Annotated in this window: 17 protein-coding genes and 1 pseudogene; 14 read left to right on the forward strand and 4 right to left on the reverse strand. The window is 60.6% G+C overall.

What is annotated here, in order from left to right:
• Nucleotides 1-2: 2 nt before the first annotated feature.
• Nucleotides 3-626: an NIPSNAP family protein gene (locus tag PverR02_RS09950; RefSeq protein WP_046491074.1), complete on the forward strand. Its 624-nt coding sequence runs from the start codon at nt 3-5 to the stop codon at nt 624-626.
• A 74-nt stretch (nt 627-700) separates the two neighbouring features.
• Here the strand turns inward: PverR02_RS09950 and PverR02_RS09955 are convergent.
• From PverR02_RS09955 to PverR02_RS09965, 3 genes and pseudogenes are all read right to left on the reverse strand, one after another.
• Nucleotides 701-1300 (reverse strand): annotated as a pseudogene (locus PverR02_RS09955) (tyrosine-type recombinase/integrase); the annotation flags it as partial.
• A gap of 15 nt (nt 1301-1315) precedes the next feature.
• Nucleotides 1316-2023 (reverse strand): cupin domain-containing protein, encoded by a 708-nt coding sequence (locus tag PverR02_RS09960; RefSeq protein ID WP_079443224.1) that lies wholly within the window; start codon nt 2021-2023, stop codon nt 1316-1318.
• A gap of 60 nt (nt 2024-2083) precedes the next feature.
• Nucleotides 2084-2938 carry a GNAT family N-acetyltransferase gene (locus PverR02_RS09965; RefSeq protein WP_079443225.1) on the reverse strand — a complete coding sequence of 285 codons (855 nt, stop codon included), beginning with the start codon at nt 2936-2938 and terminating at the stop codon, nt 2084-2086.
• A 594-nt stretch (nt 2939-3532) separates the two neighbouring features.
• Between PverR02_RS09965 and PverR02_RS09975 the strand changes: the two genes are divergently transcribed.
• From PverR02_RS09975 to PverR02_RS10030, 12 genes are all read left to right on the forward strand, one after another.
• Nucleotides 3533-4201 (forward strand): haloacid dehalogenase type II, encoded by a 669-nt coding sequence (locus PverR02_RS09975; protein WP_079443226.1) that lies wholly within the window; start codon nt 3533-3535, stop codon nt 4199-4201.
• A 43-nt stretch (nt 4202-4244) separates the two neighbouring features.
• The gene (locus PverR02_RS09980; RefSeq protein WP_079443227.1) at nt 4245-5519 is read left to right on the forward strand and encodes an NAD(P)/FAD-dependent oxidoreductase; all 1275 of its coding nucleotides are present in this window, start codon (nt 4245-4247) and stop codon (nt 5517-5519) included.
• Nucleotides 5520-5614: 95 nt separating this feature from the next.
• Nucleotides 5615-7252, forward strand: coding sequence for an ABC transporter substrate-binding protein (locus PverR02_RS09985; protein WP_079443228.1), 1638 nt, complete (start codon nt 5615-5617; stop codon nt 7250-7252).
• Nucleotides 7253-7297: 45 nt separating this feature from the next.
• Nucleotides 7298-8254 carry an ABC transporter permease gene (locus PverR02_RS09990; RefSeq protein ID WP_079443229.1) on the forward strand — a complete coding sequence of 319 codons (957 nt, stop codon included), beginning with the start codon at nt 7298-7300 and terminating at the stop codon, nt 8252-8254.
• Nucleotides 8251-9126, forward strand: coding sequence for an ABC transporter permease (locus PverR02_RS09995; protein ID WP_079443230.1), 876 nt, complete (start codon nt 8251-8253; stop codon nt 9124-9126). The genes PverR02_RS09990 and PverR02_RS09995 overlap by 4 nt, the downstream gene beginning before the upstream one ends.
• A 1-nt stretch (nt 9127) precedes the next feature.
• Nucleotides 9128-10963, forward strand: coding sequence for an ABC transporter ATP-binding protein (locus PverR02_RS10000; RefSeq protein WP_079443231.1), 1836 nt, complete (start codon nt 9128-9130; stop codon nt 10961-10963).
• Entirely contained in the window at nt 10960-11268 is a 309-nt protein-coding gene (locus PverR02_RS10005) for a (2Fe-2S)-binding protein (protein ID WP_079443232.1), read from the forward strand. The genes PverR02_RS10000 and PverR02_RS10005 overlap by 4 nt, the downstream gene beginning before the upstream one ends.
• A complete protein-coding gene (locus PverR02_RS10010) occupies nt 11250-12641 on the forward strand; it encodes an FAD/NAD(P)-dependent oxidoreductase (protein WP_079443233.1) in 1392 nt (463 codons plus the stop codon). Before PverR02_RS10005 ends, PverR02_RS10010 begins: the two co-directional genes overlap by 19 nt.
• Complete coding sequence (locus PverR02_RS10015) at nt 12638-13792, forward strand: NAD(P)/FAD-dependent oxidoreductase (protein WP_079443234.1); 1155 nt, start codon at nt 12638-12640, stop codon at nt 13790-13792. Before PverR02_RS10010 ends, PverR02_RS10015 begins: the two co-directional genes overlap by 4 nt.
• On the forward strand, nt 13789-14946 hold the full coding sequence (gene argE / locus PverR02_RS10020) for an acetylornithine deacetylase (RefSeq protein WP_079443235.1): 1158 nt from the start codon (nt 13789-13791) through the stop codon (nt 14944-14946). The genes PverR02_RS10015 and argE overlap by 4 nt, the downstream gene beginning before the upstream one ends.
• Before the next feature lie 175 nt (nt 14947-15121).
• Nucleotides 15122-16579 (forward strand): NAD-dependent succinate-semialdehyde dehydrogenase, encoded by a 1458-nt coding sequence (locus PverR02_RS10025; RefSeq protein WP_079443236.1) that lies wholly within the window; start codon nt 15122-15124, stop codon nt 16577-16579.
• A gap of 26 nt (nt 16580-16605) precedes the next feature.
• A complete protein-coding gene (locus tag PverR02_RS10030; RefSeq protein WP_079443237.1) occupies nt 16606-17685 on the forward strand; it encodes a tartrate dehydrogenase in 1080 nt (359 codons plus the stop codon).
• A 120-nt stretch (nt 17686-17805) separates the two neighbouring features.
• On the opposite strand, the gene PverR02_RS10035 is transcribed toward PverR02_RS10030, so the two are convergent.
• Entirely contained in the window at nt 17806-18732 is a 927-nt protein-coding gene (locus PverR02_RS10035) for a 2-hydroxyacid dehydrogenase (RefSeq protein WP_079443238.1), read from the reverse strand.
• Between the two features lie 273 nt (nt 18733-19005).
• Between PverR02_RS10035 and gabT the strand changes: the two genes are divergently transcribed.
• On the forward strand, nt 19006-20298 hold the full coding sequence (gabT, locus tag PverR02_RS10040; RefSeq protein WP_079443239.1) for a 4-aminobutyrate--2-oxoglutarate transaminase: 1293 nt from the start codon (nt 19006-19008) through the stop codon (nt 20296-20298).
• Nucleotides 20299-20325 lie beyond the last annotated feature (27 nt).

Here is a 20325-nt window from a genome sequence, read left to right on the forward strand (position 1 = left end):
CCATGCGCTTGTATGAACTGATCACCTTCACCGTGCGCGTGCGCACCCCGACCGTCGCCCTGGCACGTATCGAAGCGGCCCTGGCGCAGAGCCTGGATGGCGTAGAGTTGATGGGCTGCTGGCTCTCGGAGATTGGTCCGCAGAATCGCATCGTTCTGCTACGCGGCTTTCCCAGTGAAGCACTGCGCCAGGCCGAACGTGAGCGTTATCTGCTGGCTGACGATGCCTTCGGTATCGGCGAGTTCCTGCTCGACATGCAGGCCGACGACTACTGCCTGTTTCCCTTCCTCAAACCCCTGGCTCCCGGCGCCCACGGGCCTTTCTACGAATTGCGTGAATACGATCTGATTCCTTCCGGCCTGCAACCGACTCTCGATGGCTGGGCCAAAGCCGTGTCGGCGCGCACTGGCGCAAACTACTCATCGGTGTATGCGGCTTTTTACGCCACCTCGGGCGCCCTACCTCGCTACCTGCACATCTGGCCCTACACCAACTTGGAGCAACGCCTTGACGTGCGTACGCGCGCAGTGGCCGACGGAGTTTGGCCTCCGGAAAACTCAGGGCCGCAACTGCGAACCATGCATTCTATCGTCTACCTGCCCGCGAGCTTTTCGCCGTTGTGCTAAACCTTAACGCCGTCTGTTTAAGTTGCCGGAAATTAGGCTGTCGATGAGCGTATGTGACGAGGCTCCGGGCACATTTAATGGGGGTAAACAACGTAATGACGGTGGATAGCCTCGTTTGGCATGTGCTTGTAAGTTGAGGGCAGCACGGCGCTGAGTCGATCGCCTAACAGGTTCCAGGCGTTTTTCTTCTCTTCGGCATAGTCACCATCTTTACGTCCACATGCCCATCATCCTGCTTGTTCGGAAAGCACCACCGGGAGTCTCCCGTCAGAGTCTTGAGTTCCTGAAAGAAATGCAGGGCGAAGGGGGAGAGGAAAACATGGTGGTCCTGTTTCTTGCCGCGGGTACCTTTGACGTTTTCGCTGGAGAGGAAGCAGGTCTGCCGGTCCAGATCGACATTTTTCCATTCGGCCTGCAACAACTCGCCAATCCGACACAGCGTGTCTAGGCTGATCCAGAGCGCGAGTTGAGTTCCTTTCTTCAGTGATCGAATGCCGTCATATTTTTGGCCCGAAGGGAGGGCGTCGTAATCGGCGGTCATTTGCTTGAAGCGGTTGTGCAGTTCCAAAGCTCAGCCGGAAAAAGGTCCTTGTTAAAATGGCGCTGCAACTCGGCATTGCCGTCTTTTCGTGCAACACCTTCAACAGCCAAGCCATGGCCAAATTTTGGATGGACCTTCGTCGCCTTTACTATTTAACGGCATACACTTTGCGTACATAGCGCGTGCTTTTCCATGCACACTGTGCGCCTTGCGGCACGAATACACTGTCCCCGGTGCCAACGGTCACGCTCGATCCGTCAGGTGCCAGCAAAGTCACGGTGCCTTCGATCAAATACATCAACTCATTGAGTTTGTGAGCTCGGCCGTGACGTTCGTATGGCGTCGAGTCCCACACGCCGACGCGCAGATCGGTTGTGGCATCTTCGAAGGCATTACGTGACCGGCATTGCGGCGTTGGACCGATCAGTATCTGTTGCTCCGGCGCTGCTGAAGGCGACAGGGTTGCCAGCGGGTCGAGCCAGGTCAGGTCAGGCTTTGGTGCTTCGGTGGTCATGGCGCAAAACGCCCACTGCGTGCCGGCCTGTGCCTCGATCCGCAGGGCTGTGCCCCGACCGATTACCGCGCTGGCGCCGACAGCCAGTTCCAGCGTCTGCTCCTGGGTTTTCAACGTCACGTGGCCAGTGTGAACCACGATCACTTCGGTGTGTGGGAAGTCCTCGATGTTAAGAATTTTGCCTGCATCGACGATGCCCGCAGACACTCCGTCAGTCCCTGACCAGGCGACCTGACGTCCATCGGTGAATGGATCCGCATCGTTCAAAGGCTGTTGTTTGAAAGACGTGACGACACGGCTGCCATCGGCGTGAGCCAATAGCAAAATGGTAGGTTCGGACATACAGGTGACGCTCCATGTGTATAGGGGAGTAGGCTAGCGACAAGCGGGGCAAATCAATGGTCAGCCGATGGCTTGAGTGACCAGTGCAAACTGCCGAACGCCATTGGTCGATTGCGGCGCTGTACCGCGGGCCATCTGCGCCACGGTGTCGACCTTTTTCAACCCGGCCGCTTCCAGCCAATCGGCCAAACCACAATCCGCGGGGATATCAATGCGCACAAAGGCGTCCGGTACCTGGCCCAGCAGCGTTGCGATCAGGTATTGGGCCTGTCCGAGGTTTTCGGCAATCACCGGGCCGATGCAACGACCACGACCGAACGGGCGCAGTAGGGCGAAAGCGTGCAACTGACCATCACGCACAATACCCACCGAACGCTCAACGACAGTGAATAGATCGGTGAGCACAGCTTGCCGATCCAATCCGCTGCCAGCGTTAGCCAGCTCCAGCACTCGCGCCTGATCTGCTTCGTGCAGCGGGCGGCATTCTTCAACGTCTGCCAATGGTCCAGGCACGGGGGCTTGCGCCTGGCCCTGATGCTGCTGAATCCAGCCGAACTCGACAAAACCCTGGCTGGCATAAAGGGGGGCACCGGCCAGGGTTGCGTTCAACATCGCCGTGCTTGACTGGCAGGCACCAAGAGCTTGCTCCATGAGTTTGCGACCGATGCCCTTGCCTTGGTAATCGTCGCTGACGATCACCAGGCCAATGGTGGTGAAATCACCTTGGGGACAGGCGAACGCCGTACCGATCAGACGCTCGCCATCGAGCACGACAAAGCCGTTGCTGACCCGTTGCAGCATGGCCCAATCGTCGAGCCGATGCGGCCATTTCAATTGCACGGACAGTGCATGGGCCGCAGGCAGGTCGGCGGGGGTCATCGGGCGGTAGACATAGGAAGGGAGCGAGGCGGACATGGCGAATCTCCGATAAAGAGTGTGCGCGAGCGACGGGTTTTCCGGCGTAATGACGCCTGTATCCCATCTGTTTGAAAGCCTGACAAGGGGAGAGGGAATATTCGGCAGATTCCGCGAGACACAGGTCCCAAGACCACACTTACTACTTAATTGCCGCCTGAGGTCGGCAGCAAATGCTTGGGTCTTTTTTGCCCTATAAAAGACTCAGCTTGAGACTCGCCGACTCAGGGGTGGACTGTGCCATCAATCGCTTCAATTCAGAGGGAGGCAGGCGAGCACCGCATGAACTGACGCGGATTCTGTCGTGGGGCGCAGTTTCTGCCGTTAAAAGCGCTGCCCTTAGTCCGTGCAGGCTGATAAAGGTCCATAAGAGCGCATAAACAGGGGATTTGCCCAAGGCTGGAGCGCACCGCAAAGTCTGCTGGGGGAAACGGCTAAAACGGTGATTTGTATCGAACGAAGATCACTTTTAACGCCATCTGCTGATTTCACGGTGTTGTAATGGCGGTGTGCTGCAGCGTTGCATCGCTGCCTCGCAAACCAGGCAAATGCTTGTCGCGCCAATGACCTCAACGAACTTCAGGAACGCACTCAATGAGCTTTCTCCGCCCCAAATTCATTACGTTCGACTGCTACGGTACGCTGACCAATTTCCACATGGGCACGATGACGCGCGAGCTGTTTGCTGATCGCGTTCCTGCGGAGCAAATGGATCAATTCGTCAAGGATTTCTCGGCCTATCGCCTGGATCAGGTTATGGGCGACTGGACGCCGTATGACGAAGTCCTCAAGACCGCTTTGGCGCGGACCTGCAAACGCTGGGGGATCGAATACCGCGAGGAAGGCCAGCTGTATTACGACGCTGTACCGACCTGGGGGCCGCACGCGGATGTACCGGCGGGCCTGTCGAAAATCGCCGACAAGATCCCGCTGGTGATTTTCTCCAACGCCAGTAACAGCCAGATCATGTCCAACGTCGAGAAGCTCGGTGCGCCATTTCACAAAGTCTTCACTGCTGAACAGGCCCAGGCTTACAAGCCGCGTCTGGCAGCGTTCGAGTACATGCTCGACAACCTCAACTGCGGCCCGGAAGACATCTTGCATGTGTCCTCCAGCTTCCGTTACGACCTGATGCCGGCCCACGACATGAAGATCAAGAACAAGGCATTCGTCGCTCGCGGCCACGAAGTGCCGGGCAATGCCTTCTACAGCTACCACCAGATTCCGGACATCGGTGGCCTGGCTGGACTGGTCGGTCTGTAACGGTACTTTTACTGGCATTTTTAAGGCTATAGGCGGATTGAACATGGGCAGTGAATCCTACTGGCTAGACAGCGCACCGGCCTTCACCGGCGCACAACTCGGTGGGTTGCCCGGGCAAGTCGATGTGGCCATCGTCGGTGGTGGTTTCACCGGGTTGGCGGCAGCTCGGGCGTTGGCCTTGAGGGGAGCCAGTGTGGTGGTGCTGGAGGCCGGGCGGGTGATCGGCGAGGCCTCGGGACGCAACGGCGGGCAATGCAATACCGGGGTGGCTCAGGACTACGCCAGCCTCTGCGCCAGTCTCGGTGCCGACAAGGCGCGGGCCTATTACCAGGCCTACGAAAGCGCGGTGCAGAGTGTGGTGTCGCTGGTGGAGCAGGAGCGCATCGCTTGCGATCTGATCCGCAACGGCAAGCTGAAGCTGGCCGCCAAGCCGATGCACTACGAAGGCCTGTCGCGGACGTGCGAATTGATTCGCCGTGAAGTCGATGCCGATGTCGAGTTGCTATCCGCCGAGCAGACCCGCGCTGAAGTGAATTCGGTGCAGTTCCACGGTGGCTTGCTGCAGCGCAACGGCGTGCAGATGCACGTCGGGCGTTTCGGCGTCGGCCTGGCCGAGGCGGCGGTGCGTCACGGCGCGCTGATCCATCAAGGCACTTCGGTGCTGGATTGGAAAGCCCGGGCCGGCGGCTATCAGGTCAATACCAGCAAGGGTTCGCTGCACGCCGGGCAAGTGCTGCTGGCCACCGGTGCCTGTCAGCACGGAGGCTTGGGTTGGTATCGGCGGCGGATCGTCCCGGTGGGCAGTTTCGTGATTGCAACCGAAGTGCTGCCTCAAGCGCTGATTGATCAGTTGCTGCCCGGTCATCGTGCCTATGTCACCAGCAGGATGATTGGCAACTATTTCCGTCTGACGCCGGACAACCGTCTGCTGTTCGGCGGTCGTGCGCGGTTTGCCATGTCCGACAGCGTCAACGATGCCAAGAGCGGCAAAGTGCTGCAGGCGGCGATGGTGCAGATGTTCCCGCAATTGGCCAACGTCAGAATCGATTATTGCTGGGGAGGGTTGGTGGACATGACGTCCGACCGCTTGCCTCGGGCCGGCCAGCACGGCGGTGTTTATCACTCCATGGGCTACAGCGGCCATGGCGTGCAGATGTCGGTGCACATGGGCCAGGTCATGGCCGACGTGATGGCCGGGAAGGTCGAGGCGAACCCCTGGCGGGAACTCGACTGGCCGGCGATCCCCGGACATTTCGGCAAGCCATGGTTCCTGCCGTTCGTGGGCGCCTATTACCGCTTCCAGGACTATTTGCATTGAGTTGATGTTGTGGCGTCACCGTCGTTTGCGTTTCCAGGACGCTCCGGACATCCGCGAGCACTCGAACCTTCTCTTTTTCGACAGGTACAACAGTTATGACTGACAACAATAACGACCCCAAACTGATCTCCGGCCAGGAAAGCCTGCGCGTGTTTGAAGGCCTCAACCGCGGCATGTCGCGTCGCAGTGCGCTGCAGATGCTCGGTGTGGCGGGTGTCGCCGCAGCGGGTACCGGCAGCCTGTTCAGTGCCGCCGGCAAGCTCTTCGCTGAAGAAGCCAGCCCTGCTGGCAAAGGCAAGCCGGGTGGACGAATTCGCGTCGCCGGGATGTCCAGCTCAACCGCCGACACCCTCGATCCGGCCAAAGGCGCGTTGTCGACCGACTACGCGCGCCACTTCATGTTCTACAACGGTCTGACCCGTTTCGATTCGCACCTGGTACCCCAATTGGAGTTGGCCGAGCGCATCGACAACACCGATGCCACGCTGTGGACCATCACCTTGCGCAAGGACGTGACCTTCCACAACGGGAAAAACCTGAACGCTGCCGATGTGGTGTTCTCGCTGTCGCGCCACAAGGATCCGCTGACCGGTTCCAAGATCATGCCGTTGATGGAGCAGTTTGCCGAGATCAAGGCGACGGGTACCAACGAAGTGCAGATTCGCCTGAGTGCACCGAACTCCGAGCTGCCGTCAATCCTCGCCGTATCGCATTTGCTGATCGTTCCTGAAGGCACTACCGACTTCAATCAGGGCATCGGTACCGGGCCGTTCAAGGTCAAGGAGTTCAAACCGGGCGTTCGTTCGATTGCAGCGCGCAACACCGGCTACTGGAAACCGGGCCTGCCGTACCTCGACGAGATCGAGTTCATCGCGATTTCCGACGAGCCTTCGCGGGTCAACGCGTTGCTGTCCGGCGACGTGCACATGATTAACGAGGTCAACCCGCGCTCCACCAGCCGGATCAAGGCCAGCGCCAAGCACCGGGTCGTCGATGCGCCGTCGGGCAACTACACTGACTTGATCATCCGTCAGGACCAGATGCCGGGCAAAAGTGCCGAATTTACCCAGGCTATGAAGCACCTGTTGGACCGCGAGCAGGTCAAGTCGGCGGTATTCCGTGGTTTCGCCGTAGTGGGTAACGACCATCCGATTGCGCCCGGTTCGCGCTACTACAACGCCGACCTGCCGCAGACCGTCTATGACCCGGAAAAGGCCAAGTTCCTGCTCAAGAAAGCCGGCATGGAAAACATCAGCATGCCGCTGGTCGCTTCGCCAGCCGCCACCGGATCGGTGGACATCGCCGTGCTTTTGCAGCAATCGGCGAAGCAGGCCGGGCTCAAGCTCGACGTCAACCGGTTGCCGAGCGACGGCTACTGGTCCAACCACTGGATGAAGCACCCGTTGAGCTTCGGGAACATCAACCCACGGCCGAATGCCGACGTGATGTTCTCGCAGTTCTTCCAGTCCAAGGCCCCTTGGAACGAGTCCGGCTGGCAGAACGAGCAGTTCGATCAGTTGCTGATGCTGGCGCGCGGTGAAACCGACGATGCCAAGCGCAGCAAGATGTACGCAGACATGCAGACGCTGGTGCATGACCACTGCGGTATCGGCGTACCGGTGTTCATCAGCAACATCGATGGGGTAGACCAGCGCATCAAGGGTTACGGCAGCAACCCGCTGGGTGGTTTCATGGGCTACATGTTCGCCGAACAGGTCTGGCTGGATGCTTGATGGGTGGTCAGGTAGTACGTCAGGGACAGTGCAGGAGGGTAGGCGATGAATAGCAACACACTGTGGTTGATCGGCCGGCGTCTGGGCGCCGCGATCGTGACTTTGTTGATCGTGTCTATGGTCGTCTTCGCGATCACGGCAGTCCTTCCCGGAGACGCGGCGCAGCAGTCGCTCGGGCAGTTCGCCACGCCGGAACAGGTGGCGGCATTGCGCCTGAAACTGGGGCTCGATCAACCGGGTGTGGTGCGTTACCTGCACTGGTTGATGAACCTACTCAGCGGCGACATGGGGCTGTCGGTCTCCAACGCCATGCCGGTCGGTGAACTGATGGCTGGCCGCGTGCCTAACACGCTGATGTTGGCTACCGCCACGGCGCTGGTCTCGGTGCCGGTGGCGCTGATCCTGGGCATCGGCTCGGCCATGGGCCGCGGCGGGCGTATCGACAGCTTCCTGAGCTTCTTCACCCTGGCCATGGTCGCCGTCCCGGAGTTTCTGGTGGCGACCCTGGCGGTGCTAGTTTTCGCGGTGAACCTGGGCTGGTTGTCGGCGCTGTCCTATGCCAGCGACATCACCTCGCCCTGGCAATTCCTGCGCACTTACGCGCTGCCCGTGATGACCCTGTGTTGCGTCATCGTCGCGCAGATGGCGCGCATGACCAGGGCGGCGGTGATCGACCAACTAGACAGCCCTTACGTGGAAATGGCCAGGCTGAAAGGTGTCAGCCCAATGCGCATTGTGCTACGCCATGCGTTGCCCAACGCCATCGGCCCGATTGCCAACGCGATCGCCCTGAGCCTGTCGTACCTGCTGGGAGGGGTGGTGATTGTCGAAACGATCTTCAACTATCCCGGCATCGCTAGCCTGATGGTCGATGCCGTGACCAACCGTGACATGGCGCTGGTCCAGGCCTGCACCATGCTGTTTTGCACGGCGTACCTGGGGTTGGTGCTGATTGCCGACCTATGCGCGATTCTGTCCAATCCGAGGCTGAGAAACCAATGAACAATCTCATTGTGAAATCGACGCCTGCAGCGCCCGACCTGTCGGCGGGCAAGGTGTCCCATGGCCCAGCGTGGCTGGGCCTGATCGGGGCTACAATGTGCGTCATCTGGCTGCTGGTGGCGTTTCTCGGGCCGTGGCTGGCGCCACACCCGGTAGGCGAAGTGGTCTCTGACAATGTCTTTGACAGCATCAGCGCCCTTTACCCATTCGGCACCGATTACCTGGGGCGGGACATGCTGAGCCGCGTGCTGGTCGGCGCACGCTTCACGGTTGGCCTAGCGTTGATCGCAGCCGTATTGGCCAGCGGCCTGGGTACCGGTTGCGCGCTGTTGTCGGTGGTGTCGCCGAAATGGCTGGACGAAGTCATCAGTCGCCTGATGGATGCCTTCATCTCGATCCCGAGCAAGATGCTGGCGCTGATCATGGTCTCCGCGTTCGGCTCTTCGGTGACCTTGCTGGTCTGCACCGCGGTGCTGAGTTTCACCCCTGGCGCCTTCCGCATCGCCCGCAGCATGGCGGTGAACATTGAAGCGCTGGAGTACGTGCAAGTCGCCCGTACCCGTGGCGAACGCAGGTTGTACATCGCCTGTGTGGAAATTCTGCCGAACATGCTCAACCCGGTGCTGACTGACCTGGGCTTGCGTTTTGGCTTCATCGTATTGTTGCTCAGCGGCATGAGCTTCCTCGGTCTTGGCGTGCAACCGCCGGATGCCGATCTCGGCTCGCTGGTGCGGGAGAACATCGGCGGCCTCAACCAGGGCGCCCCGGCCATCGTGATTCCGGCGCTGGCCATCGGTACCCTGACCATCGGTGTGAATCTGTTTATCGACAGACTGTCGTCCCGACGTAGTCGCCGTACGGGAGGGCATTGAAATGAGTGAATTGATTCGAGTTGAAGACATGCGTGTGGTCGCCTGTGGCGAGCGCGGTGAAACGGAAATCGTCAAAGGCGTGAGCTTCGCCCTGGAAAAAGGTGAAGTGCTGGCGTTGATCGGCGAGTCCGGATCCGGCAAGACCACCATCGCCCTGGCCCTGCTGGGTTACGCCCGGCGTGGTTGCCGGTTGTCTGGAGGGGTGGTGCAAGTCGGCGAGCACAATATGCTCGCGCTGAGTGAGCATGAGTTGCAGGGCCTGCGCGGCAATCGGGTGTCGTACATCGCGCAAAGTGCGGCGGCGGCATTCAATCCGGCAAAAAAACTGATCGATCAGGTGGTGGAAGGGGCGTTGATCCATGGCCTGGGCACTCGCGCCGTGCTCGAAGCCAAGGCCATCGAACTGTTTCGCGACCTGGCCCTGCCGGATCCGGACAACATCGGTCAGCGCTACCCGCACCAGGTGTCTGGCGGACAGTTGCAACGGGTGATGGCGGCCATGGCGCTGATCAGCGATCCCTTGCTGGTGGTGCTCGACGAGCCGACCACTGCCCTCGACGTGACGACCCAGATCGACGTGCTCCGCGCTTTCAAGCGCGTGGTGCGCGAGCGGGGCGCGACGGCGGTCTACGTGTCCCACGATTTGGCGGTCGTCGCGCAGATGGCCGACCAGATCGTCGTGCTCAACGGTGGGCGAATTTTCGAGCAGAGCGCGACCGCGCCGTTGCTCAAAGATCCGGCCCACCAATACACCCGCAGCCTGTTGGCGGCGGCGCGGCCGGACACCACGATTCGTCCGCCCAGCGACGTTGCCGAAGACGAACCGCTACTGACCATCAAGGGCCTGACCGCTGGTTACGGCAACAAGAATGCCCAGGGCATGCCGTCGATTCGTGTGCTGGAAGACATCGATCTGACGGTACGCCGGGGCCAGGCCATCGGTGTGATCGGTGAGTCGGGCTCGGGCAAGTCGACCCTGGCGCGGGTGGTGGCCGGGTTGCTGACGCCGGCCCTGGGCGGCTTGATCTTTGATGGAAAACCTCTGGGCGGTAGCTTGTCGACGCGCACTGATGACCAGTTCCGACGCATCCAGATGGTTTTCCAGAACGCCGACACCGCGCTGAATCCGATGCACAGCATCAGCACTATCCTGAGCCGGCCACTGAAGATGTATTTCGGTCTCAAGGGCGCGGCATTGCGCGAGCGCGTCGGCGAACTGCTGGATCTGGTGCGCTTGCCCCGGACCCTGGCCGAACGCCGGCCCAATGAGCTGTCAGGCGGGCAAAAACAACGGGTCAACCTGGCCCGCGCGCTGGCCGCCAAGCCGGATCTAATCCTATGCGATGAAGTGACCTCGGCGCTGGATACCGTGGTGGGTGCGGCGATTCTCGAGCTGCTGCGCGACCTGCGCCAGCAGTTGGGGGTTTCTTACCTGTTCATCAGCCATGACATTTCCACCGTGCGGGCGCTGTGCGACGACATTGTGGTGATGTACAGCGGTCATAAAGTCGAAGCTGGCACCCGGCAATCGTTCACCCAGGCGCCGTTCCATCCGTACACCGATCTGTTGATTCATTCGGTGCCTGAACTGCGGCAGGGCTGGCTGGAAAACTGCGGCACCGCCTGCGACGCGCTGCCGCCGATCGGCCCGAAAGCCAACGTGGCGGAGCTTTGCACCTTCCTCAATCGTTGCCCGGTGCGAGTCGATGGCCTGTGCAATCGAACGGCGCCGAACCGACGGAACATCGACGGTGGCAGTGAAATTCTCTGTCACCACGACGGCGCCGAGTTGAGCAAGACCCAGCAGATCACCATGACCGAGGGAGCCTACGCATGAAGGGGCGTTTTGTGAGGCTGGCGGAGCAGGGTAGACCGACTGTCAGCTTGAAGGTCGACGGCGCGCCGATCGAGGCGCTGCAAGGCGACACCCTGATGGTTGCGTTGCTGACCCAGGGTAATGCGTTGCGCCAGTCGGAGTTCGATTCGGGCCGCCGCGCCGGCTTCTGCCTGATGGGTGCCTGCCAGGATTGTTGGGTCTGGACCCGCAGCGGCGAGCGTCTGCGTGCGTGCTCCAATGAAGTCCGTGAAGGGCTGGATATCGTCACCACACAACCGGAGGCGACATGGCCACTGCGCGATTGAGCTCAAGGAAAGTTGTCATCGTCGGTGCCGGACCGGCCGGTATTCGCTGCGCCGAGACCCTGCTGGCGGCGGGGATCAAGCCGATCCTGATCGACGAAAATCGCCGCGATGGCGGCCAGATCTACCGCCGTCAACCCCAGGGTTTTACCCGCGACTACGGCGCCCTGTATGGCAGCGAAGCCGCCAAAGCGAAAAACCTGCATGAAAGCTTCGACCGCCTGCGCGAGCGTATCGACTATCGCCCGGACACGCTGGTGTGGAACCTGACGCCAGGGCAACTGTACTGCGTCAGCCAGGGTCACCACTCGACGGTGGACTATGACGCGCTGATCCTGTGCACCGGCGCTACCGACCGCTTGATGCCGATTGAAGGCTGGCAGTTGGCGGGCACCTACAGCCTTGGCGGCGCGCAGATTGCACTCAAGTCCCAGGCGGTGTCGATTGGCCACAGTGTGGTGTTCATGGGCAGCGGGCCGTTGCTGTATCTGGTCGCGACTCAGTACCTCAAGGCCGGTGCCAAGGTTGCGGCGGTGCTCGACACTTCGCCCCTGAGCAAGCGTATTGGCGCGTTGCCAAAATTGCTGGCACGCCCCGGATTGCTGTTCACCGGGATGAAACTGTTGGCGCAGCTGTATCAGGCGAAAATCCCTGTGCACCTGGGCATTGCGCCGCAGCAAGTGCAGGGCGATGCGGCCAGCGGGGTCAGCGGCGTGCGCGTACTGACCGCCCGGGGCGAGACGTTGAATGTGCAATGCGATGCCGTGGCCCTCGGTTATCACTTGCGCCCCGAAACCCAACTGGCGGATCTGGCCGGTTGCCGCATGCGTTTTGACGATGCGTCGGGTCAATGGTGGCTGTCGGTGGATGAAGAAGGCCGGACCACGGTCAACGGTGTGTATGCCGCCGGTGACGGCTCGAAGATTCGCGGCGCCGACGCTGCCGAACACGCCGGTCGCCTGGTGGCGATGGCATTGCTGGAAGATCTGCAGCAACCGGTGGACGCAAGCCTGCGTGACGAACAACGGCAGGCGTTGGCGGTAATGGATCAGTTTCGCCTCGGCCTGGCCCAGGCGTTTCCCTGGCCAGCCGAACAAGCCAAGGCCTTGCCCGACAGCGCCATCGTTTGCCGCTGCGAGATGATCAGCGCCGGTGAACTGCGTCGTACCGTCAGCGAAAAGGGAGCCTGCGAGGTTAACCGGGCCAAGGCGTTCAGCCGGGTCGGCATGGGCCGCTGCCAGGGCCGTTACTGCTCCCAGGCCGGAGCAGAGGTGATTGCCGCCGCCGCTGGCGTCAATGTGCAACAGGTCGGTCGGCAACGGGGCCAGGCCCCGGTCAAACCCTTGCCGATGACCATCATTGAGGAGCCCTCATGAAACCGCAAAAAAGTGATGTGTTGATTATCGGCGGTGGCATCATGGGCGCAGCGTCGGCATTTTTCCTGCGCCAGCGCGGGCACTCGGTGACCCTGCTGGAGCGTGACCAGATCGGTCAGTACGCCAGCGGTGTGAACTTCGGCAACGTCCGGCGCCAGGGCCGCTACCTTGGGCAACTGGAATTGGCCAACCGTTCCTGGGCGCTGTGGAAGCGCTTGCCGGAACTGATCGACGATGACCTGGAGTTCATCGCCAGCGGCCACATGCGTGTGTGTTATCGCGAAGACGAAATTGCGGAATTGGAGGCCTACGCCGCCGCACCGGAAGCGGCGCAACTGGACCTGAAAATCTATCGCGGCGCCGAGTTGCACAAACGCTTTCCGTTCCTTGGACCGGACGTAAAGGGGGGCTCCTACGCACCCCACGATGGTCACGCCAACCCGCGACTGGCGGCCCCGGCGTTTGCCCGGGCAGCACGGCGTTTGGGGGCACAAATTGAAGAACAGACGGAAGTGGCCGAAGTGCAAAAGGTCGGCGGTGAGTTCAGCGTTAGCACCACCGATGGTCGTCAGTTCAGCGCCGCGCAATTGCTGATTACTGCCGGCGCGTGGGGGCAGAAGCTCTCCGAGCAATTCGACGAACCGGTGCCGCTGGACACCCATGGCCCGCAAATGGCGGTGACCGAGCCGGTCCCTTACGCCTTGCCTACGGTGATTGGCGTGTACACCAAGATCCCGGAGGAAGTGATTTATTTCCGGCAGATTACCCGTGGCAACATCGTCATCGGCGGCGGTTATCGCAGCAAACCGGACATGCTCAATCGCCGGGCCTACGTCGAGCCGCGCAGCATTCTCAACCAGATCACGCAAATGCAACGGCTGCTGCCGGGCGTCGGCAACCTGAACATCATCCGGGTCTGGAGTGGTATCGAAAGCTACCTGCCGGACTCCCTGCCGATCATGGGCCCTAGCGGCACCGTCGATGGCTTGTACTACGCGTTTGGCTTCTGCGGTCACGGCTTCCAGCTCGGCCCGGGCGTCGGCGACGTGATGGCTGAACTGATCAGCACCGGCAGCACCAGCACCTTGATTGAGCCGTTCTCGATTCGCCGGTTCGCCCATTTTGCCGAACTACGGAGCAAGGCCTCATGAAGCCGCGTGTACTGGATATTCTCAAACGCTTGATGGCCTTCGACACCGTCTCTTCGGAGTCGAACCTGGCCCTGATCGATTACGTGCGTGACCTGCTGCTGACCAAGGGTATCGAGTCGCTGATCGTCAAGGATGTCACCGGGAAGAAGGCCAACCTGTTCGCCAGCACCGGCCCGAAAGAACTGCCAGGGATTCTGCTGTCCGGGCACACCGACGTGGTGCCGGCGGCAGGGCAAGCCTGGACCTTTCCAGCCTTTGAGGCGACGGTGCAGGACGGCAGGATTTACGGTCGTGGCAGTTGCGACATGAAGGGTTTTATCGCCCTGGCCGTCGATGCCATGCTCGATGCGGCGGACCACTCCCTGAGCCGACCGCTGCAACTGGCGTTGTCCCATGACGAAGAAATCGGTTGTGTCGGCGTGCGGCGTTTGCTGGACGTGCTGCACCTGGCGCCGGTGCGGCCGTTTTTGTGCATGATCGGTGAACCGACCAACATGCAATTCGTTCTGGGGCACAAGGGCAAGGGCTCGTATCGGACCTACTGCCGGGGCCTAGAGGCGCATTCTTCGCTGGCGCCGCTGTCGGTCAATGCCATTCACGTGGCCAGTGACTTCATCGGGGTGTTACGCCAGAGCCAGCAGCAACTGCAGGAACAGGGCGCCCAGGATGCTGATTACGACGTGCCTTACAGCACCGTGCATGTCGGACAGATCGGCGGTGGCCGCGCGCTGAACATCGTGCCGAACCTGTGCACCCTGGATTTTGAAGTACGCAACTTGCCGGCGGATGATCTGGAGCAGATTTTGGCGCAAATGCAGGAGCGCGCCGAGGTGATCGTGCGCGAGGCCAAAAAGCTCTCCAGCGTGGCGGCCATCGAGATCGAAACGATCAACGTCTACCCTGGCCTGGACACTCACCCGAGCGTCGAAGCGGTGCGCTTTCTGAAAAACTTCGCGGCACCGGATACCGGTACGGCCAAGGTGTCATTTGGCACCGAAGGCGGGTTATTCAATCAGCGCCTGGATGTGCCAGTTGTGGTCTGTGGTCCGGGCTCGATTGAACAGGCGCACAAGCCGGACGAGTTTATCGAGATCAGCCAGATGGAGGCCGGGGAACGGTTTCTGGGTGGCTTGCTCGGTTCCCTGAAACAGTAGAGAACAACAATGTGGGAGCGGGCTCGCTCCCACAAAAAATCGGGTTTGGCGGACAAATATAAATCTGCCGTTCCACCGCCAATTTCAGCATCCGACACTGTCCGCCAGGCGCTTTCAGCATCCTCGTCCGCCACCTCCCCCTAGACTGGAGCATGTCTCGGATCAGGACTCGACCATGCTCAAGAATCGTTTGAAAGACCCCAGCCTTTTGGCAGAACTAGCTTATGTAGACGGGCAGTGGATTGGCGCCGATGACGGTGCGACGCTGGACGTCATCGACCCGGCCAGCGGTCAGTTGCTCGCGCGCGTGCCGGCGATGCAAGGCGCGGAAACCCGTCGTGCCATTGAGGCGGCGGATAAAGCCTGGCCCGCCTGGCGTGCACGTCCGGCAGCAGAGCGCGCGGCGCTGCTGGAGCGTTGGTATCATGCCATGATCGACAACCTCGACGACCTGGCGCTGATCATGACCTGTGAACAGGGCAAGCCGTTGAACGAGGCCAAAGGCGAAATCCGCTACGGTGCCGGTTTCGTCAAATGGTTCGCCGAGGAGGCCCGACGGGTCTACGGCGAAACCATGCCGGCCCCCAGCAGCGACCGTCGATTGTTGACCCTCAAGCAACCGGTCGGCGTCTGCGCAGCGATTACCCCGTGGAATTTCCCCAACGCGATGATCACTCGCAAGTGCGCACCGGCTCTTGCAGCGGGTTGCCCGATTATCGTCAAGCCTTCGGACCTGACGCCGCTGTCAGCTCTCGCTTTGGCGGTTCTGGCCGAGCGCGTTGGCATTCCGGGCGGGGTATTCAACGTGTTGAGCGGAATGCCCGCCGGCATTGGCGAAGAGCTGACCGGCAACCCGACAGTACGCAAGATTTCCTTTACCGGCTCCACCGCCGTGGGACGTTTGCTGATGCGCCAAAGCGCTGAACACATCAAACGCTTGAGCCTGGAATTGGGCGGTAACGCGCCGTTCATTGTCTTCGACGATGCGGATCTCGAGCAGGCCATTACCGGGATCATGCTCAGCAAATTCCGTAACGCCGGCCAGACTTGCGTCTGCGCCAACCGGATTCTGGTGCAAGACGGTATCTACGAGCGTTTCGCCCAACGTCTGGTCGAGGAAGTCGGCAAGCTCAATGTTGGCAATGGCCTGCAAGCCGACGTGACCATTGGCCCGTTGATCACCCAGGCGGCCGTGAGCAAAGTCGCGCGGCACATCAACGATGCCCTGAGCCAGGGCGCGCAGTTGCTGTGCGGTACAATTCCCGACGGTGAAAGCCAGTTCGTGCAACCCACGGTTCTGGGCGAGGCCCACGCCGGCATGCTGCTGGCTAATGAAGAGACCTTCGGACCGGTGGCTCCGTTGATGCGTTTCACCGACGAAGCCGAAGCGCTCGCACTGGCCAACACCACGCCTTATGGCCTGGGTGCCTACTATTTCACTCAGGATCTGCGTCGCTCCTGGCGTTTCGGTGAGGCGCTGGAGTTCGGCATGGTTGGTCTCAACACCGGGATCATTTCCATGGAAGTCGCGCCGTTCGGCGGTATCAAGCAATCGGGCCTGGGCCGTGAAGGCAGCAAATACGGTCTGGATGAATACCTTGAAGTCAAAGCCTTCCATATCGGCGGGCTGTAATTCACCGACACGAGGAGCCAAAACTGATGAACAAGGTATTCAAGATCGCCGCGATTGCTGGCGATGGCATTGGCAAGGAAGTCCTGCCGGAAGGGCTGAGGGTGCTGGAGCAGGCCGCGAAGAAATGGGCGCTGGACATTAGCATCGAAGTCCTCGACTGGGCGCACTGCGATTACTACTTGGAACATGGGCAGATGATGCCCGAGGACTGGTTCGAACAGCTCAAGGGTTTCGATGCCATCTACTTCGGCGCCGTGGGTTGGCCGGACAAGGTGCCTGACCACATTTCCCTGTGGGGCTCACTGCTCAAGTTCCGCCGCGACTTCGACCAATACGTGAACATCCGCCCGGTGCGGTTGTTTCCCGGCGTGCCATGCCCGTTGGCCGGACGCAAACCGGGGGACATTGATTTCGTGGTGATACGCGAGAACACCGAAGGCGAGTATTCGTCGGTCGGCGGCAAGATGTTCGAAGGCACCGAGCATGAATTCGTACTGCAAGAGTCCGTGTTCACCCGCCGTGGTGTGGACCGGATTCTCAAATACGCCTTCGAACTGGCCCAGACCCGGCCACGCAAGCGGCTGACGGCGGCAACCAAGTCCAACGGGATATCCATCAGCATGCCGTATTGGGACGAGCGCACCGCGTTGATGGCGGCCCAATACCCTGAGATCATTTGGGACAAGCAGCACATTGATATCTTGTGCGCGCGCTTCGTGCTGCAACCGGATCGTTTCGATGTGGTGGTGGCGTCGAACCTGTTTGGTGACATCCTTTCCGACCTTGGTCCGGCCTGTGCCGGAACCATTGGCATTGCGCCTTCGGCCAACCTCGATCCCGAGCGGCGTTTTCCGTCGCTGTTGGAACCGGTGCATGGTTCTGCACCGGACATCTATGGGCTGAACATCGCTAACCCGATTGCGATGATCTGGTCCGGGGCATTGATGCTCGATTTCCTCGGCAATGGTGACGAGCGTTATCGTGCGGCGCACGACGGGATCTTGCAGGCGATCGAGCAGGTGATCGCTGACGGGCCGATTACACCGGACCTGGGCGGGACAGGGTCGACACAGGATGTCGGCAAAGCCATCGCCGACATCCTCTAAACCACCACAAAAGCCTGTAGGAGCGGGCTTGCTCGCGAATGCGGTTTATCAGTCGACATCAGTGTTGGCTGACACACCGCATTCGCGAGCAAGCCCGCACACATTAAGTTTGTGTTTTGCTCAATAACCCTGGTGGCGGTCGATCTGGCCAACCATGGGTTCACCTCGTTCGAACCGCCGGATATTTTCCAGCAACACCCCAAACGCACTTTCAGGCTGGGTCATCGCAGCAATGTGCGGTGTCAGCAGAATTTGCGGATGGCCCCAGAACGGATGATCGGCTGGCGCCGGTTCTTCCTGCAGAACATCCAGTACCGCACCACTGAGCTGCCCGCTGTCCAGCGCCTCCAGCAGATCACTTTCCACCAGATGCCCGCCACGGCCCATGTTGATCAGCGCAGCACCCTGGGGCAGTTGTCGGAACAACTCACGATCGAGAATGCCCTGGGTCTGCGCCGTCAGCGGCAGCACGCACAGCAGAATGTCGCATTGACTGAGAAACGCCGGCAGTTGCTCGCGACCGGCATAGCAATCCACGCCTGGGATGTGATGTGCGCTGCGAGCCCAGCCTTTCAACTTGAACCCCAACGGTTGCAAGGTCGCGAGAATCTGTTGCGCCTGGGTGCCCAGCCCCATCACGCCGACTCGACGCTTGGCCGACGGTTGCAGCATGTGCGCCTGCCAGCAGCGAGCCACCTGCTGCTGACGATAACGCAACATGTCCCGGTGCAGGCTGAGTACGGCAAAACTGGCGTACTCGCACATGCCTGCGGTGATGCCGGGGTCGAGCAGGCGCACCACGGGCAAGTCCCCGGGTAATCGAACGAGGTCCAGTTGATCGACCCCGGCGGACAGCGCGAACAACACCTTCAGATTCGGCAGCAAGGTTTTAGTTTCATCCGGTGGCTGCCACGCGGCCAGGTACTCGATGTCCCTGGGGTCGCCAATGTCCGGCCAGGCGCGCCATTCGATATCCGGTGCGTGTTCGGCGAACAGGGTTTTCCACTGTTCGCCGCGCACAGGGTCAGCTTTGTAAAGCAGGGCCATGGTCATTTCCTGAAAGGGTGAAGATGTTCCTATCATCGCGCAACGCCAGCGCAGGATCTGTTGAAAGCACCGGGTTAAACGGGCTACATGCCTTTGGATCGGCAGGACTACAGCATATTCGGCGCGCTGAAGGAATCTGCCGTTTGGCAGGGTAAAAACAGTGGATCCGAATTTCTCAGGCGCCAAGTTCGGCGTAGTTCGTTCCGCGCAGCACGTAATCTGGACACCATCTGCAATCACCTCCGGGCTGCCGGACTCACGATGGGAAATACCATGAACAGCCAAGTCGACCAAACCCCTCATTTGCTCCGTCAGCGCGAACAATTCGTGCCGCGGGGCCTGGTGACCGCTCATCCTTTGGTGATCGATCGTGCCCAAGGTGCCGAGCTGTGGGATGTGGACGGCCAGCGTTACCTGGATTTTGTCGGTGGTATCGGTGTGTTGAACATTGGGCACAACCACCCCAAAGTGGTCGCGGCGGTGCAGTCGCAATTGCAGAAGGTTTCCCATGCCTGCTTCCAGGTCGTTGCCTATAAGCCGTACCTGAATCTGGCCCAGCGCCTGTGCGAAATGATCGGCGGTCAAGAACCCTACAAGGCCGCGTTCTTTACCTCCGGTGCCGAAGCCGTGGAAAACGCGGTGAAAATCGCCCGAGCGCACACCAACCGTTCCGCAGTGATTGCCTTTCGGGGCGGTTTCCACGGGCGCACGTTGTTGGGCACCACCCTCACCGGCATGAGCCAGCCGTACAAACAGAACTTCGGACCCTTCGCGCCGGAGGTCTTCCATACGCCGTACCCCAACGCCTACCGTGGTGTCAGCGGCGAAATGGCGCTTCAGGCGCTGGACGAACTGTTCGCCACACAAGTCGCACCCGAGCGGGTTGCCGCCATCATCATTGAGCCGGTGCAGGGCGACGGTGGCTTTCTCACGGCGCCGAAGGAGTTTCTCCAGAAGTTGCGCGCGCTGACTCACAAGTACGGCATTGTGTTGATTCTCGACGAAATCCAGACCGGGTTCGGGCGTACCGGCAAATGGTTCGGCTTCCAGCACTCGGACATTCAGCCCGACCTGGTGACCGTGGCCAAGAGCCTGGCGGGCGGTCTGCCGTTATCCGGCGTGGTCGGCAAGGCCGAGATCATGGACGCACCGTTGCCCGGCGGCCTGGGCGGCACCTACGGTGGTAACGCGTTGTCCTGCGCGGCGGCACTGGCGGTTATCGAGGCTTACGAAGAGGAACAATTGCTTGCGCGCGGTGAGGCGCTGGGTGAGCAGTTGCGCCAAGGCTTGCTCCGCTTGCAGGAACGCTACCCACAGATCGGCGATGTGCGCGGCACCGGCTTCATGCTGGCGATTGAGCTGATCAAGAATGACGAAGCGCGCACACCTGACGCCGACCTCAATCAGCGGCTGATCGATGAAGCGCGCAAGGGTGGGTTGCTGGTGATCAAGTGTGGCGTTCATCGCAACGTGATGCGGTTCCTCGCACCCTTGGTGGCGACCTCGGTCCAGATCGATGAAGCGCTACAGATTCTGCAAACGGCTTTGGCACGGGTATTGAACTGACGTGCTACCCGCTCCGGGACGGTGTCG

Origin of the sequence: Pseudomonas veronii (assembly GCF_002028325.1) — a bacterium.
Lineage (GTDB): Bacteria > Pseudomonadota > Gammaproteobacteria > Pseudomonadales > Pseudomonadaceae > Aquipseudomonas > Aquipseudomonas veronii.